The following is a 15,805-nucleotide window of genomic DNA, read 5'->3' as shown; positions in this document are numbered from 1 at the left end:
TTCATGGCCAACAGTGTTTCCATTCGTGACCTTTCGCTGTCCTTCGGTTCGGTCACGGTCCTGAAGGATCTCAACCTCGACATTCGCGATGGTGAGTTCATCGTGCTGCTCGGATCGTCCGGCTGTGGCAAATCCACGCTGTTGAACTGCATTGCCGGCCTGCTGGAGCCGACCGAGGGCCAGATCTTCATCAAGGATCGCAATGTCACCTGGGAGGAACCGAAGGATCGCGGCATCGGCATGGTGTTCCAGTCCTATGCGCTCTATCCGCAGATGACGGTGGAGAAGAACCTCTCCTTCGGCCTGCAGGTGGCCAAGGTGCCGAAGGCGGAGATCGACAAACGGGTGGCGCGCGCCGCCGAGATCTTGCAGATCGGCCCGCTCTTGAAGCGCAAACCGGCGGAACTTTCCGGCGGCCAGCGCCAGCGCGTCGCAATCGGCCGTGCCCTGGTGCGCGATGTCGATGTCTTCCTGTTCGACGAGCCGCTGTCGAACCTCGATGCCAAGTTGCGCTCCGAACTGCGCGTCGAAATCAAGCGACTGCACCAGAGCCTCAAGAACACGATGATCTACGTCACGCATGACCAGATCGAGGCGCTGACGCTGGCCGACCGTATCGCCATCATGAAAAGCGGCGTCATTCAGCAGCTGGACGATCCGATCGTCATCTATAACCGGCCGAAGAACCTGTTCGTCGCGGGTTTCATCGGTTCGCCCTCAATGAATTTCCTGCAGGGCGAAATCGCCGAGGTGGCGGGCCTCCCGGTCTTCCGCACGCATGGCGTCGATTTTTCGCTTGCAGGTTACGAAGCCGGCGAGCCGCTTCGCGCCGGCCGTAAGGTGGTGCTCGGCGTGCGTCCCGAACACATCGCCGTGGATGGCGATGTCGTGAATGGTGAGGTGCATGAGGCGATCGTCGACATCGAGGAGCCGATGGGGGCGGACAATCTTCTCTGGCTGAACCATGCCGGACACCTGATGTCGGTGCGAATCGGAGGCGCCCGCCGTTATGCGCCCGGCGCCCGCGTCCGCATGGCCTTCGACATGAGCATGGCCTCGCTGTTCGATGCCGAGACGGAAGACCGGATCTGATGACTGCATTGCGCAGACATACCCCCTCTGGCCTGCCGGCCATCTCCCCCACAAGGGGGGAGACTGCAAGCCGCTATCGTTTCGCCCCCTCTGCCGAGGTCGTGATGGTGAGACTTTCATCCGCGCTGCGCTTGTCGGTGCCTGATTGCTTTCCTTTGTCGTCTCTCCCCCCTTGTGGGGGAGATGGCGGCAGCCAGAGGGGGCTTTCGCCAAAAAGCGCCGGCCCACAGGAGTGACGTCATGACCAGCCTCGATCTTGCCGGTAACTGGCGGCTTTCATCGTTGGATGAACAGACCGTGGCACTGATGCCGGTGCCGGGTGATGTGCATACGGCGCTGAAGAATGCCGGCTTCATTCCGGACCCTTATGTCGGCCGCAACGAACTCGACCTGCGCTGGGTTGCCGAGCAGGACTGGCAGATCGAGCAGGATTTCGAGCTGAGCGAGGTGGACGGCGACTGGTATCTCGACGTGACCGACCTCGATACGGTGGCAACGATTGAGATCAACGGCGAGATCGTGCTTCAGGCCGACAACTGCTTTCGGCGCTATCGGCCCGATGTCAGCGGTGTCTTGCGGTTGGGCGACAATCGAATCCGCATCCTCTTTCATTCCAGCATTCGCGAAGGCGAAAGGCGCCAGGCGCGGCAGCCGTTCTACGTGCCTTACCATGAGGGCAACTCGCCGATTGCCAACGGCAATATGCTGCGCAAGCCGCAATGCCATTTCGGCTGGGACTGGAACATCGCCCTGGCACCCTTGGGCCTTTATGGCACGATCGCGCTGAGGAGGCTCGAGGCGGCGCGGATCGAACATGTCACGACCCAGCAGCATCATGGCGAGGGTGGTGTGGATGTGACGGTCACCGTTACTCTTCATGCCGCTGCGATGGGGGCGACGCCACTCATCCTGTCGCTCGGCGAGGAGGAGGTGCGTCTCGATGTCGGCGTTCGGCCCGGCGAGACGACCGTAAGCCATGTCTTCCACATCGATGCACCGCGCCTCTGGTGGCCAGCCGGCAGCGGCGAGCAGGCGCTTTACGCTCTGTCGGTCGAGACGGCATCGGAAACCGTCACCCGCAACATCGGCCTGCGCACGGTCGAGCTTCTGACCGATCCGGACGAGGCGGGCAGCCGTTTTGCGTTTCGTATCAACGGGCGAGAAATATTCTGCCGTGGTGCGAACTGGATTCCGGCGGACGCGCTGTTTTCGCTGACGAGCCCGGAGAAGACACGCGACCTTCTGCAGTCCGCGGTCGACGCCCACATGAACATGATCCGCGTCTGGGGCGGTGGATTCTACGAGGCCGACTGGTTCTACGATCTCTGCGACGAGATGGGCCTGATGGTCTGGCAGGATTTCCAGTTCTCCTGCAATCTCTATCCCTCCACGCCGGATTTCCTGGAGAATGTCACGGCCGAAGTCGATTACCAGGTGCGCCGGCTGATCTCGCATCCTTCGATCGTGCTGTGGTGCGGCGACAACGAACTGGTCGGCGCGCTGACCTGGTTCAAGCAATCGATCGAGAACCGCGACCGTTACCTCGTCTCCTATGACCGGCTGAACCGCACCATCGAACAGGCGCTGCTGAAAGCAGCACCGGATGCCGTCTGGTGGCCCTCAAGCCCCGCTTCCGGTTACCTCGATTATGGTGATGCCTGGCATGCGGATGGTTCCGGTGACATGCATTACTGGTCGGTCTGGCACGAGAACAAACCCTTCGAGGATTACCGCAAGGTGCGGCCGCGCTTCTGCTCTGAATTCGGCTTCCAGTCCTATACCTCGCTGCCGGTGATCCGCACCTATGCCGGCGAAGACGACATGAACATCGCCTCTCCGGTGATGGAACTGCACCAGAAGAATGTCGGCGGCAACGAACGTATCGCGGCCACCATGTTCCGTTATTTCCGGTTTCCGGAAGGTTTTGCCAATTTCGTCTATCTCAGCCAGGTACAGCAGGGTCTCGCCATCCGCACGGCGGTCGATTACTGGCGGTCCTTGAAACCGCATTGCATGGGCACGCTCTACTGGCAGCTGAACGACACCTGGCCGGTGGCCTCCTGGTCGAGCCTGGATTACGGTGGCAATTGGAAAGTGCTGCATTACATGGCGCGGCGGTTCTTCCAGCCCGTCAACGTGGCAGCCATTCCCTCCGACAACGGAACATCAATCCAGATGTCGGTTGTGAATGACACGGCTCGCGACGTGACGGTGACGCTGACCCTGTCGCTGCTGACATTGTCCGGCGAACGGCGCGACCTTCAGAGCCTCGATATTCTCTGCTCGCCGGATGCGGCGGTGGTGGCCACGACGCTGGACCTGGCCGAAATCCCGGCCGACTGCCTGCTCGCCTGGCGCTTTACCGCGAGCAACGGCATGGGCGGTGAAGGCCATCATGTCATTGGAACCTACAAGGCTCTCGACCTTCAGCCGGCGGGGCTTGGCCTTGATGTGCAGCCGGCACCGACCGGCGGTTATGACGTGACGGTGCAGGCGGCGGGGCTTGGCCTCTACATCCTGATCGAAAGCGATCGGCCGGGCCGTTTTTCCGACAACGCCTTCGATCTCGCGGCGGGCGAAAGCCGCCGGGTGACGTTTACCCCGTCTTCCGACAGCGAAGGCGAACCCACATTCACCATCTACGACCTTCACGCCTGCAGCAGGGCAGGGTGATTTCCTTGGCAATGGAGGGCCTTGTGGCCCGGGAGGATGCAATGACCGAACTCAGCTTCCAGCTTTACAGCGCCCGCAATTTTCCGCCGCTGTCGGAGGTGCTGAACAAGCTCTCGCAGGCGGGATATTCCCAGGTGGAAGGGTATGGCGGCATCTATGCCAACATGGATGAGGCGGGGCTGAACGCATTGAAGGCGGATCTCGAGCTTGCCGGGCTGACCATGCCGACCGGCCATTTCGGTCTCGACATGCTGGAGCGTGAACCGGCACGCGCCCTGCAGATTGCCAAGATCCTGGGCATGGAGGCGATCTATTGCCCCTATCTGATGCCGGACCAGCGCCCGAGCGATGCCAGCGGCTGGTTCGCCTTCGGTCAGCGGCTTGCCGAAGCCGGCAAGCGATACCAGGATGCGGGCTACGTGTTCGGCTGGCACAACCATGATTTCGAGTTCCAGACATTGGCCGACGGCTCGACACCGCAGGAACAGATCTTTGCCGGCGGGCCGGATCTTGCCTGGGAGGCAGACATTGCCTGGGTGGTGCGCGGCAAGGCCGATCCCTTTGCCTGGATCGAAAGTTACGGCAAGCGCATCCGCGCCGTGCATGTGAAGGACATTGCGCCGGCCGGCGAAAATACCGACGAGGACGGCTGGGCAGATGTCGGCCACGGAACGGTTGCCTGGAAGGATCTGATGGAGGCGCTGCGCAAGACGCCGGCGAAACATTATGTCGTCGAGCACGACAATCCGAAGGATCTCGACCGGCTGATCAGCCGCTCGTTCGCCGCCTTCGAAACCTATTGAAACAAAACTTCTCCGGAGCGCCCCATGGCCAAGGAACTTGGTGTCGGCATCATTGGATGCGGCAATATCTCCACGACCTATCTTTCCCTCGCGCCCCTGTTCAAGGGGCTGAAAATGCTCGCCTGCGCCGACCTGAATCCGAATGCGGCCCAGCTGAGGGCCGAAGAATACGGGGTAAAGGCGCAGAGCGTTGAGGACCTTCTGAAGAACGACGAACTGGACGTGATCGTCAACCTCACCATTCCCGCCACACACTTCTCCGTCTCGAAAGCGATTCTCGAAGCGGGCAAACACGTCTATTCGGAAAAACCGCTCGTGCTGTCGCTTGCGGAGGGCGAGGAACTGCGCGCACTGGCCAAGGCGAAGAACCTTTCCATCGGCTGCGCGCCGGACACCTTCCTGGGCGGCGCCCATCAGCTGGCCCGCAAGTATATCGATGAGGGCGGCATCGGCCGCGTCACTTCGGGAACGTGCCATGTGATGAGCCCCGGCATGGAGATGTGGCATCCGAATCCCGGCTTCTTTTTCCTCGCCGGCGGCGGACCGATCCTCGATCTCGGGCCTTATTACATCGCCAACCTGATCAACCTGATCGGGCCGGTGAAGCGGGTGGCGGCACTCACCTCCATGGCAAGCCCGACCCGCACCATCACCAGCCAGCCCTTGGCGGGAACGGTGATCCCCGTGGAGACACCGACCAACATTCATGCGCTTCTGGAATTCGTCAGCGGTGCAACCATAACGCTGTCTGCGAGTTGGGATGTTTGGTCACATCGCCATAACAATATGGAACTATACGGCACGGAAGGATCTATTTTCGTTCCAGATCCAAATTTCTTTGGTGGAAAGGTTGAAGCTTCAGGCAAAAACAAGGATATTCAACCGCCGGAGGAATGGGGGCATCCGTTCAGCAAGCCTAACCAGGAAAGTCCGCAAGGACCACGTGCGAATTATCGCACCGCAGGCCTGGCGGATATGGCCATGGCATTGCTTTCGGGTCGCGATCCACGTTGCTCCCTCGATCGGACGTTGCACGGCATCGATGTGATGACGAGCATCCTGAAATCCGGTCAGGACGGGTGCTTTGTGGACCTCGCCACGACCTGCACCCAACCGGCGGCGCTGGGTGTCGATGAGGCGCTGGCGCTGTTGCGTTGAGAGTGGGGAGCCGGTCGCGTCCTTCGGGAGAGGCGCGGCCGGCTTTTTTTATGCGAGCCGGAGGAGCATCCAATGATCCGAAACCCCATCCTGCCGGGGTTCAACCCCGATCCGTCCATCTGCCGTGTCGGCGAGGATTATTACATCGCCACATCCACCTTCGAATGGTATCCGGGCGTGCAGATCCACCATTCGCGCGATCTGGTGAACTGGACGCTGGTGCGCCGTCCGCTGGAGCGCAAAAGCCAGCTCGACATGCGCGGCAATCCCGACAGCTGCGGCATCTGGGCGCCCTGCCTCTCCTACGCGGACGGCCAGTTCTGGCTGGTCTACACGGACGTCAAGCGCTTCGACGGCAACTTCAAGGATGCGCACAACTACATCGTGACGGCACCGAGCATCGAGGCGGACTGGTCCGAACCGATCTACGTCAATTCCTCCGGTTTCGACCCCTCGCTCTTTCATGATGATGACGGGCGAAAATGGTTTCTCAACATGCAGTGGAACCATCGCACGGAGAGTTTTGGCGGAACGCCGAAACATCCGGCCTTCGACGGCATCCTGCTGCAGGAATGGGACGCGAAGACCCGGCAGTTGAAGGGGGAGATCCGCAACATCTTTCCCGGAAGCCCGCTCGGGCTGGTGGAAGGGCCGCATGTCTTCAAGCGCAACGGCTGGTATTACCTGACGACGGCCGAAGGCGGCACGGGGTATGACCATGCGGTGACCATGGCGCGGTCGAGACACATAGAAGGCCCTTACGAAGTGCACCCCGACACACATTTGATCACGTCCAAGGACGCGCCGGATGCCGTTCTGCAGCGTGCCGGGCACGGGCAATATGTCGAAACGCCAGAGGGCGAGCCCTATCACACGCATCTGTGCGGCCGGCCGCTTGCGCCCAAGCGTCGTTGCACGTTGGGTCGCGAGACGGCGCTCCAGAAATGCGAGTGGCGGGACGACGGCTGGCTTTATTTGGCCGGCGGCGGCGTGGTGCCGTCGGTCGAGGTGGCCGCGCCGACCGATGCCATGCCGGAGGAAAAACCGGCACGCGTGGTCTACACCTTCGACGGCGGAGACCTTCCGCAGGACTTCCAGTGGCTGCGTACGCCGGAACCGGAGCGGATCTTTTCGCTTTCCGATCGGCCCGGTCATCTTCGGCTGTACGGGCGAGAGAGCATCGGCTCCTGGTTCGAACAGGCGCTGGTGGCGCGCCGGCAGGAAGATCACAGCTTTCGCGCCGAGACGGTGGTTGAGTTCGAACCGGAAACCTATCAGCAGGTGGCCGGGCTGACGCATTATTACAACCGCCACAAGTTCCATGCGCTGGTGGTGACACTGCATGAAAAACTCGGCCGCGTGGTGACGATCTTCTCCTGCCCCGGCGATTTTCCGCATGGCCGCATGGAGTTTCCGGTCGAAGGCGGTGTGTCTATCCCCGATGGCCCGGTGCATCTGTCCGCCGAGGTGCGGGAGAACGACCTGCAGTTCTTCTGGCGCACCGAGCATGGCCAGGCGTGGCAACCGATCGGCCCGGTGCTCGATGCCGGGGTGATTTCCGACGAGGGCGGGCGCGGCGAACACGGCTCCTTCACCGGCGCCTTCATCGGCATGGTCGCCTTCGACATCACCGGCCGGGCAAAGCCGGCGGATTTCGGCCGCTTCACCTACGAGGCGCTGTAAACGCGCGTGTATCGGCTGACCAAACGCAAACGGCCGCCCGAAGGCGGCCGCGACAAAGAGGTGCCTTGCGGCGCCGTTACTCCCACTCGATGGTCAACCGAAGCAGTAAGTATTTGAAATTTATATGAATGTAATGGCAAGAAATCGACGATTACCGTCAGATATACCGTCAGATTCATACGCAATTGATTTTCCACAATAAATGTGGCGCGGTGCGCGGCGTCAATCTCTTCGTTCGTATTATATACGAAGTGCGGGAGAAATGGCCAGATCCAATCTCAAAAGTCCGCGATTGACTACAAAACATCACGCGACGACGTCTGAGCGCGACGGGTGCCCAATTCAGGCATCAGAAGGCCGCGCCGTCCGGGTCGACGATGTCCTTTTGTCCGCCCCTCTCCTCAGGGGCGCGCGCAATCTGCTTGCGCAACTTCGCGGCATACGTCCTTCCGCGTCGCGGCAACTGTTCGGAGGCCAGCGCCAGACCCAAATCATCCTTGCGGATATCGATGAGGTCCGCCAAGCGCTCGACGAGCCCCAAAACGACGAGAATGCCGGCGAGTACGCCGATGCCAACGCCAGGATCGCCTTTTTCGAGGCGAGCGATCGTGCTGGGCGAGGTGCCGGCGCGGACCGCCAGGTCGGCCACGGCGATACCTCGGCGCAGGCGCGCACCACGAACGTCGTTTCCAAGGCTTTCGAGGGCCATCCTCGCTTTTGGGGAACTCACACAATCCTCCATATATGAATGGTATAACCTTTTATTCGTCCATATATGACAAGTTATGGTGCACGTGAAGCGTGGGGGGATTTGTACGCCAGCTTAAGCCGGACTGCATCATTCACGAAGCGGATGGCGTCGTGATTATTGCTCCCAAGCTGAGCGTCAACCGTCCTGACCGGCGCTTATCGCCCGCCAACCTTCGCCGGGCTTCCAACGCTCGTTACCGTCAGCAGGCTCGATCAGGGGGAGCAGAAATTTGGTAAGGTCAGAGATGACGACAGCCAGCTCCGTCGGCGCCGCGGCCATTCGCTCTCGCCCCAAAAAGGCCTGCCACTGTCGCCCCCAGGTTTCGGCATAAGCTTCGCTGAGGCCTGTGGGCTTCGTCGCTGGAAGTGTGGTTCTGCGCCGAGCAAAGGTCTGGCGGACGGCCTCTGCAAGCGATGCCTGGTCGAATTCGAACGTCTGCGCGATCAGCCAGAGGTCATAGAAGTCCTTCAACCGGCTGTTCGCTATGCCTAGCACGACGAGTGCCTGGAATTTCTCGGCAACCACCGTCGTCACCGGATAGGCACGCAGGCGGGGCGCAGGCGCGTCGAGTAGCGACGGATATTCAATCTCGACAGGCCCAGGCGTGACGGCATCACCAAAGCCGATGTCCACTTGGATAGGAACGCGGGCGCCTGCGATCGTCGCAGAGGTGCGCACGCGGATGCCGCCGTATTCAACATCCTCCCGGATCGGAACAGCGGTGATAGCGCCGATGTCGAATACGACGCCGTCGTCATCGACCGGCTGCCCGCAGATCGCTCGAAAGGCCTCTCCGATCGCCTCCGGGCTGTTCTCGCCATAGCCGAGGAAATCGAGATCGCGTGTAGGCCGGAAAGGATCTGCCACCCAGGTCACGAACAGCATCGCACCCTTCAGGATGAAGCGGTCGCGATGAGGTGACAGGCTCAGTCGATACAGAAGCCGTTCCAGCGCATAGCGCGTCAGCAGAATCTGAAAGTCCGTGCGTTCGACACGAGACCGGTCGAGCAGGCGAGCCCGGACCGAAGCACCGACGTTTTTCCTTGGTTCATGTGCCATCGGCTACCGTCGCTTCCACATAGGGCCTCATGGTCGACCAGACCTTTCCCTTTGTCCCATAGGTCCAGAGCTGGTCGCTCGTGACTTTCCGCCGTCGAAGTCCCTCACGCAGGCCTTCCAGAGCGACATCCAGTCCGACCTTCGCCCGATAGCGAAAGCAATCGACGATCGTCCGCGCTGGATTTGTGATCGACACCTCGATGCCATCGATGGAATGCTGCTCGACACCGTCCGCCAGAGATGGGCCTGTAAATCGCACGAAGCGGATGGGCGGATAATCGATTTTGGGACGCCAGGCGGTGCGATCGATGGCCATCCAAACGGCGGATGGCATTTGCAGCGTCAGCTCATGGAATTGCAGCGCTGAGGTCAGGCAGATGACGCCTTTGGGAACGAGCACCGAAGCTTCCGCCAGAATGCGAGCCGCATCGCCCGAACTATCCGCAAGCTGATAGAGACCGCGCGCGGGGCGAACAACCGCCCCGTCCCGGACGAGACGCGCCAGCGTTTCCGGGCCGATGCCGTGGGCGGCAAAGTCCTTCAGCCGCATCATGGGGCACGTCTTCAGCAGCTTGAGTGCTTGCGTGCGTTGAGAGTCCAGGGCCGTTGCGATGTGATGTTTCCTCGGCAGATCCAAAATATAGCAGAGGTTTTATCACATTCTCAGGAAACGGCAATCCGATGCGATTGCCCCTCAAAGCGGCCGCCTGCGCGCCGGCACCGCCAAAGCGCAGGCTCTGACTTCCTGGTGCCGGCGTATGTTCGCCGCTCTCCAGGTGGCAAGGCAATTGACGGGCGGCAGCCCTCGCGAAGGAGAGCGGCTTACGTGTGATCCATCAGGTCGTCGACCGTTCTGGCCTTGATGTATCGAGCTGGGTTCGGTCCGGAGGCGAGTGCGCTGAAGTGCGCCTCCCCGCACGCGATTTTGCCGGCTTCGATGTCGCGCAAATCATCCACGAAGAGGCTGCCTTTGGTCTCTACGACGAAATAGAGACGCTCTTCGCCACTGACTTCGACCAGAACCGCCCAATCGGGATTGTAGGTGCCGAGCGGAGTCGGCACTTTGAACCACCCAGGCAGCTTGGCGTAGATCTTCACGGACTCGTTTTTTTCGAGCTGCTCTGCGAATGTCCGTTCAACACCTCCGGAATCATAGACGACGTGCTCGAAGACCGACTTCTGCGCGTCCTTGAGCATGTTGCGCAAATAGCCGGTCAGTTCCTCCTGCGCGAAAAGCTCCTGCGCGTAATAGTGCTCGTCGCCGATCCGCTGATATTTGATGCCGTCGACAATGGCCAAACGCTTGGTCCGGTTGATGACCTCGCCGGCGATCTCGATGAATGCTTGCGGATTGCGCTTGAAGTCGGTCAAGCGGCCGCACTCGGTCAGAATGCGGACGAGGCTCTTGCGGGTGAGCTGGGTCCGGTCCTGAAGATCGGTCAGCACGTCGGGCAGGACAATGTCGCCTTCCTCGATCGTGATGATCGTCCCGCTGTTCTTGTCGTGCTCCTTGGCCTCGACACCACCTTGACCGATGGAAAGGTCGGCCTTCCTGACCCGCACACGAGCCTTTGAGACCGGCGGGCCGTTGGCGATGGCCTTGGCACAATCGGCGATCAGCTTTTCATTGTCGAAGTGAACGCGATAGGTCGTCTTGTGCTTGATGCGATCCCAGAGCGCCTGGAATTCGGCGCTTTCCAGTATGGCTTGCCGTGTCTTGACGGTGACGCGCTCGTCGGCGTTCTTGATGTCGAGCTTCCCGGCGACCTTCTTCAGTACGTCGCGAACTGCGCCAAGGTGGGCGGCCAGAGCCGCTGGCAGCGCTAGCGTTCCGTCCTTCAGGGCGGTGCGGAGTGTATCCTGCACCTTGCCCTTCGTGTCGACGAAGCCTTCGGCCTTCAAGTGATCGAAGATGGCGGCAGATTCCTCGAAACCCAGCATTCCGGTCGAGCCGTCCGGATTGACCACGGGGATGGTCGCGAACTGGTGCTTTTCGACGATGCCGAACTTGATGCCGGTGTCCTTCTCGATCTCCTTCTGCAGGTTCTCGGCGAAGTCCTCATAGCTCTCGGTGGCGATGACGGTCAGCGTGTTGATGTCGAAGCCGCGCAGGCGTTCGCCATTCTGGTTCACGCACAGTCTAAGACCACGGCCGATGGTCTGCCGCCGCTCGCGCTCGGTGCCGATCTCGCGGAGCGCACAGATCTGGAAGACGTTGGGATTGTCCCAGCCCTCCTTCAGGGCCGAGTGCGAAAAGATGAACTTCAGCTTCGTCTCGAAGCTGAGCAGCTTCTCCTTGTCCTTCATGATCAGGTTGTAGGCACGCTCGGCATTGTCGCGGCCTGCCTGATTGTTGTCGGCCGTATCGGTCCAGCGCCGCGCCTTGTCGATCGAGAAATAGCCGTCGTGCACCTCCTCGGCTTCCGACGTTACGTCGACCTCCTTGAACAGGCTGACGAAATCCGGAAGCTTCGCCGCGCGGCGATACTCTTCCTCGAAGATGCGGGCATATTTGCCCTTCACGGGATTTCCATCGGCGTCGTAGGAGCGGTAGTGCTCCACCGCATCGATGAAGAACAGGCTCAGCACCTTGATGCCGAGCGGCGCCAAGCGCTTCTCCTTTACCAAATGCTCGTGGATCGTACGGCGGATCATCAGGCGCTTCAGCGCGTCGGCATCAACATCGCCGACGGCTTGGCCGGGCTGGAGAAACTCTTCACTCCCCGGCAGCTTCACCTCCAGGAACTGATTGTCGCGTCCGGCGCGGATCTCGCCGATCCGGCAATCGGCGTAAATCGCGCGCTTGGTCAGTTCCTCCAGATCGTCGCCATCCTGAACCGTCACCTCCTGGCGACGCACTTGTTTGCCATCGAGCACGTCGATCTCAACGCGCGCGGTGATGGTTCCCTTGGCGTTGCTTGCGGAGACGAAACGGACATAGGCCTTGTTGTGCCCGCCCTCCACTTCGAGCGAGGCGACTTCGATCTGCTTGACCAGCTTGCGCTCGTAGGCATCGACCGCGTCCAGGCGGAACACCATGTGATGTTTGTCGACGTGGGTCGCCGAATAGCGCAGCGTGCAAAGCGGATTCATCTCGCCGAGGGCATTCTTGCCAGCGCCAGAAAGGCCGCCGTCGACGCTCTGCGGTTCGTCCACGATCAGGATCGGTCGAGTCGCGCGGATGAGGTCGATCGGCCGCTCGCCGCCCGTCTTCTCGCTGTCCTTGTAGAGGTTGTTCACATCCTTCTTGTTGATGGCGCCGACCGTCACCACCATGATCTGGATGTTGGGACTGGTCGCGAAATTGCGCACCTGGCCGAGCTTGGTGGAGTCGTAGAGGAAATAGTCGAAAGGCTGTCCCGAATAGAGGCCCTTGAAATGCTCCTCGGTGATCTGGAGCGTCTTGTAGACGCCCTCCTTGATCGCGACCGACGGCACGACGATGACGAATTTGGTGAAGCCAAAGAGCTTGTTCAGCTCGAAAATGGTGCGGAGATAGACATAGGTCTTGCCCGTGCCTGTCTCCATTTCCACCGTGAAGTCGCCAGAGGTCAGCGCGGAGGATGGCGCCAAGCCGTTGCGGAGCTGAATATCCTTCAGATTGGCGATGATCTCGTCATCCAGCAGCGTGAGCCGATTGCCGATGCCGAGTTCGCTTTCGACCAGGCCGAGTTCGCCCTGAAGTCCGCCCGCCTCCCGCCGGGTGACGGTGAATTCGGTGCGGTTGATTTCCTGTCCACGGAACAGGTCCGCGACGGCTTCGATCGCGCGCTTCTGGTAGTCGAGATCGGGTTCGAAATGCAGCTTCATGCGCGCGCCTCGCCGATCAGCGCCATGTTCTTGTCGTGGCGAACACGGTCTGTGTCTTCGTCGGCGGCCACAGATTCGAGACCAGAAATATAGGACATCGGTAGGTCATGTTGTTTCGCCCCGGCAATTACCAAGTCGCGATACCAAGTGTAGGGACGAAGCGTGGGATCGGTGATCGACGCTTGATAGCTCTGTGCCGGCAAAGGCGAACCGCCAAAGAAGACGTTTGGCTCGATGGCATTGTAGCCTTTGTTCAGCCCTTCCTCGCGGTCGAGCGCGGCCCTTTCGTCATTCGAGATTTCATAGAGCACGCCGAAAGTCACAGCGCCGGAAACGTCGCTGGCAACAATATCGCACTTGCCTGAATGGTCCTTCGTGCTGCGCTTGTGCCAGCGCAACTCGTAACCGCGCAGTTCCGCAACGCCACGTGCGCGCGCCGAGGGGCAACGCTCCGGCGCCTGGAGGCGTGCTGCGAGCATGTTCGAACCATAGGCGAAATAAAGAAAGGTGTTGGCGCTCATCACAAGCTCCGCACGTCGGCGATGCCGGCTTGGTTCAGGATCGCGGCCATGTTGGTCTTGGCGATATCGTCGGCGAAGCCGGTATCCTTGAACACGACGCGCGTATCGACGGCCGGCGCCAGCGCCTTCCGCCATTCGACGATGCCTTTCGCGAGTTCCTCCACCACGTCCTTGGTCAGGCCGTCAGCGAGACAGACGATCAGCGTGCCACCGCCAATGGAATGAACCGTCTTGCCGGCCACCGTCTTGGTTTCGATCGGAACGCAGAGGTCAAGGCCGAGCTTGAGCAAGAGCTCATAGAGCACGTCTTGCTCCCTGCGGCCCTGAATGAGGTGCTCGGCATTCTTCAAAAGGCTGTCTTCAAGATCGGTGGCGTCGGGTTCCCATGCGCGGATGTTTGATGACGCGAGCCTAAAGACGCGAAAGCCGATATCTCCAACAAATAGCGGATTATCTGCTTTCACCTTTGCACCAGCACGTCGGAGGCGCTCCTTTGTAAGTTCGGCGATCGTCATAGGCTTTTGGATTGAACTGCAGAACTTCGCCGCGATCTTTTGCTCTTTCTTCGTAGGATCAAGCGGTTCTGGCAGTTGCACCATTATCCACCGTCTTTGACCGCCATCGCGCGCGTTAAGTCTCCAGACTGCCTCCCCAGACGTTCCGCTACCTGCGAAGAAATCTAGAAACAACGCATCGCGGTCAGAAGATGTACAATAGTCAAATAGCCGTGCTAACTCCTCGCAGTCTTTGGGATTGTTGAAGACCTTCTCCCCCATCAGAGCACGCATTTCCTTCACAGATACCTGTGATTGCTTGTAGAAGTAGGTAGACCTGACTTGGTTGGCGAACTCCTCGCTTCCCTCGCCGGAACTTTCGTCCGCATCCTCTTCAGAATCAGTTTCCAGTTCATCCGGAATAGGCCGGATATGCGCCTTTCTGAATGGAGGCTCAGTATGATCCTCGCGAAATTCGACAAGCCCGAGCTTGATTTGGCGCTGCATCTCTTCAGGTTGAGCATAGATGGGCTAATCGGCTTCGTGCCCCAGCTCATCCGCCCGGAAGAAGGAGCTGCACCGCACTGCCGATGATACAAGTGGCCGGTCGGAAACCAGGCACAACCATCTTGCAGGGAGCGCAACCATGAAACACTATGTCGGCCTCGATGTCTCGGTCAAAGAGACGAGCGTCTGTATCGTCGATGAAAACGGAAAGCTATGCCGGGAACGGAAGGTGGTCTCCCACCCTGATGACCTCGTTAGCATCCTGAGCGATCCGGCATTCAGCTTGGAGAGGGTGGGCGTTGAGGCTGGCCCTTTGTCCCAATGGCTGTTTGAAGGGTTGGCAAAAGCTGGCCTCCCGGTATTCTGCATCGAGACGCGCCATACCAAGGCATTCCTGGACGCCCTGCAGCAGAACAAAAGCGACAGGAACGATGCACGCGGCATCGCCCACATGATGCGGGTCGGCTTGTTCAAGGACGTGCATGTGAAGACGCTCACCAGCCAGAAGCGCCGCGCCTTGCTAACGGCCCGATCGTTGCTGCAGGAAAAGGCGATCGATTTGGAGAACGAGATGCGCGGGCTCCTGCGCAACTTCGGACTGAAGGTCGGTCAGGCCTCGGGCGGCATGTTCGAGAGAAGGATTCTCGAACTTGTCGAACACGACACTGAGCTGGCGGAAATCATGGAGCCACTGCTCGCCGGGCGGCGCAAGTTGCGCGAAGGTCTTGCCAAACTTGAAAAGAGGGTCCTAGCCGAAGCGAAGCAGGATGAGGTTTGCAGGCGATTGATGACGGTGCCTGGCGTTGGACCGATCGTCTCGCTCGCCTATGTCTCGACGATCGATATTCCCAGCAGGTTTCGTCATTCCCGATCGGTCGGAGCGATATTGGGCCTCACCCCTGTCCTGAAACAATCCGGCGAAGTGAGCCGTGTCGGCCACATCTCTCTACGCGGGGATGCCATGATGCGGCGACTGCTCTATGAGGCCGCCCAATCGATGATGACGCGCGTGGTGAAATGGTGCTGGCTGAAGGCATGGGCCATGAACATTGCCAAGCGGCATGGCAGCAAGAAGGCCAAGGTCGCACTGGCCCGCCGTCTCGCGGTCGTCATGCATCGCATGTGGGTGGATGGCTCGGAATTCCGCTGGACAAGGGAGGACACCGTCTCAACGGTCGCGGCATGACAGTCAGCCACAGAGGCAATCGAAAGGTTCGAATTCAAGGTTCCGCGTAGCAGCGTAGCGGCGGAAGA

General features: G+C 60.2%; 12 protein-coding genes. 6 read left to right on the top strand and 6 right to left on the bottom strand.

Annotation, left to right across the window (positions count from 1 at the left end; all coding sequences use genetic code 11):
- The first annotated feature begins 3 nt into the window (after nucleotides 1-3).
- The 5 genes from OU993_RS06115 (at nucleotide 4) to OU993_RS06095 (ending at nucleotide 7,409) form a co-directional block, all read left to right on the top strand.
- Nucleotides 4-1,092, top strand: coding sequence for an ABC transporter ATP-binding protein (locus OU993_RS06115; protein ID WP_268155384.1), 1,089 nt, complete (start codon nucleotides 4-6; stop codon nucleotides 1,090-1,092).
- Between the two features lie 240 nt (nucleotides 1,093-1,332).
- Nucleotides 1,333-3,765, top strand: coding sequence for a beta-mannosidase (locus tag OU993_RS06110; RefSeq protein WP_268155382.1), 2,433 nt, complete (start codon nucleotides 1,333-1,335; stop codon nucleotides 3,763-3,765).
- A gap of 41 nt (nucleotides 3,766-3,806) precedes the next feature.
- Nucleotides 3,807-4,568 (top strand): sugar phosphate isomerase/epimerase family protein, encoded by a 762-nt coding sequence (locus OU993_RS06105; RefSeq protein WP_268155380.1) that lies wholly within the window; start codon nucleotides 3,807-3,809, stop codon nucleotides 4,566-4,568.
- A 24-nt stretch (nucleotides 4,569-4,592) separates the two neighbouring features.
- A complete protein-coding gene (locus OU993_RS06100) occupies nucleotides 4,593-5,726 on the top strand; it encodes a Gfo/Idh/MocA family protein (RefSeq protein ID WP_268155378.1) in 1,134 nt (377 codons plus the stop codon).
- A gap of 72 nt (nucleotides 5,727-5,798) precedes the next feature.
- A complete protein-coding gene (locus tag OU993_RS06095) occupies nucleotides 5,799-7,409 on the top strand; it encodes a glycoside hydrolase family 43 protein (RefSeq protein WP_268155376.1) in 1,611 nt (536 codons plus the stop codon).
- A 349-nt stretch (nucleotides 7,410-7,758) separates the two neighbouring features.
- Here the strand turns inward: OU993_RS06095 and OU993_RS06090 are convergent, their stop codons facing one another.
- From OU993_RS06090 to OU993_RS06065, 6 genes are all read right to left on the bottom strand, one after another.
- The gene (locus OU993_RS06090) at nucleotides 7,759-8,118 is read right to left on the bottom strand and encodes a helix-turn-helix domain-containing protein (protein WP_268155374.1); all 360 of its coding nucleotides are present in this window, start codon (nucleotides 8,116-8,118) and stop codon (nucleotides 7,759-7,761) included.
- Nucleotides 8,119-8,295: 177 nt separating this feature from the next.
- Complete coding sequence (locus OU993_RS06085; RefSeq protein WP_268155372.1) at nucleotides 8,296-9,219, bottom strand: nucleotidyl transferase AbiEii/AbiGii toxin family protein; 924 nt, start codon at nucleotides 9,217-9,219, stop codon at nucleotides 8,296-8,298.
- A complete protein-coding gene (locus tag OU993_RS06080; RefSeq protein WP_268155370.1) occupies nucleotides 9,209-9,772 on the bottom strand; it encodes a type IV toxin-antitoxin system AbiEi family antitoxin domain-containing protein in 564 nt (187 codons plus the stop codon). The genes OU993_RS06085 and OU993_RS06080 overlap by 11 nt, the downstream gene beginning before the upstream one ends.
- A gap of 269 nt (nucleotides 9,773-10,041) precedes the next feature.
- Nucleotides 10,042-13,029, bottom strand: a complete 2,988-nt coding sequence (locus tag OU993_RS06075; protein ID WP_268155368.1) for a type III restriction-modification system endonuclease — start codon at nucleotides 13,027-13,029, stop codon at nucleotides 10,042-10,044.
- Nucleotides 13,026-13,550 (bottom strand): gamma-glutamylcyclotransferase family protein, encoded by a 525-nt coding sequence (locus OU993_RS06070; protein ID WP_268155366.1) that lies wholly within the window; start codon nucleotides 13,548-13,550, stop codon nucleotides 13,026-13,028. Before OU993_RS06070 ends, OU993_RS06075 begins: the two co-directional genes overlap by 4 nt.
- Nucleotides 13,550-14,551 carry a hypothetical protein gene (locus OU993_RS06065; RefSeq protein ID WP_268155364.1) on the bottom strand — a complete coding sequence of 334 codons (1,002 nt, stop codon included), beginning with the start codon at nucleotides 14,549-14,551 and terminating at the stop codon, nucleotides 13,550-13,552. Before OU993_RS06065 ends, OU993_RS06070 begins: the two co-directional genes overlap by 1 nt.
- A 139-nt stretch (nucleotides 14,552-14,690) precedes the next feature.
- On the opposite strand from OU993_RS06065, the gene OU993_RS06060 reads away from it, so the two are divergent.
- Nucleotides 14,691-15,737, top strand: coding sequence for an IS110 family transposase (locus OU993_RS06060; RefSeq protein WP_268155362.1), 1,047 nt, complete (start codon nucleotides 14,691-14,693; stop codon nucleotides 15,735-15,737).
- Nucleotides 15,738-15,805 lie beyond the last annotated feature (68 nt).

Origin of the sequence: Rhizobium sp. SL86 (genome assembly GCF_026672545.1) — a bacterium.
In the GTDB taxonomy this organism is placed as follows: domain Bacteria; phylum Pseudomonadota; class Alphaproteobacteria; order Rhizobiales; family Rhizobiaceae; genus Neorhizobium.
Note: the sequence above shows the minus strand (reverse complement) of the source record. Positions and strands in the feature narration are given on the sequence as shown.

Excerpts from the sequence above, each read along its gene's own strand:
- OU993_RS06060 (WP_268155362.1), top strand. The coding sequence starts at position 14,691 with ATGAAACACTATGTCGGCCTCGATGTCTCGGTCAAAGAGACGAGCGTC.
- OU993_RS06110 (WP_268155382.1), top strand. The coding sequence starts at position 1,333 with ATGACCAGCCTCGATCTTGCCGGTAACTGGCGGCTTTCATCGTTGGAT.
- OU993_RS06115 (WP_268155384.1), top strand. The coding sequence starts at position 4 with ATGGCCAACAGTGTTTCCATTCGTGACCTTTCGCTGTCCTTCGGTTCG.
- OU993_RS06095 (WP_268155376.1), top strand. The coding sequence starts at position 5,799 with ATGATCCGAAACCCCATCCTGCCGGGGTTCAACCCCGATCCGTCCATC.
- OU993_RS06100 (WP_268155378.1), top strand. The coding sequence starts at position 4,593 with ATGGCCAAGGAACTTGGTGTCGGCATCATTGGATGCGGCAATATCTCC.
- OU993_RS06105 (WP_268155380.1), top strand. The coding sequence starts at position 3,807 with ATGACCGAACTCAGCTTCCAGCTTTACAGCGCCCGCAATTTTCCGCCG.
- OU993_RS06070 (WP_268155366.1), bottom strand. The coding sequence starts at position 13,550 with ATGAGCGCCAACACCTTTCTTTATTTCGCCTATGGTTCGAACATGCTC.
- OU993_RS06065 (WP_268155364.1), bottom strand. The coding sequence starts at position 14,551 with ATGCAGCGCCAAATCAAGCTCGGGCTTGTCGAATTTCGCGAGGATCAT.
- OU993_RS06075 (WP_268155368.1), bottom strand. The coding sequence starts at position 13,029 with ATGAAGCTGCATTTCGAACCCGATCTCGACTACCAGAAGCGCGCGATC.
- OU993_RS06090 (WP_268155374.1), bottom strand. The coding sequence starts at position 8,118 with ATGGCCCTCGAAAGCCTTGGAAACGACGTTCGTGGTGCGCGCCTGCGC.
- OU993_RS06080 (WP_268155370.1), bottom strand. The coding sequence starts at position 9,772 with ATGATGCGGCTGAAGGACTTTGCCGCCCACGGCATCGGCCCGGAAACG.
- OU993_RS06085 (WP_268155372.1), bottom strand. The coding sequence starts at position 9,219 with ATGGCACATGAACCAAGGAAAAACGTCGGTGCTTCGGTCCGGGCTCGC.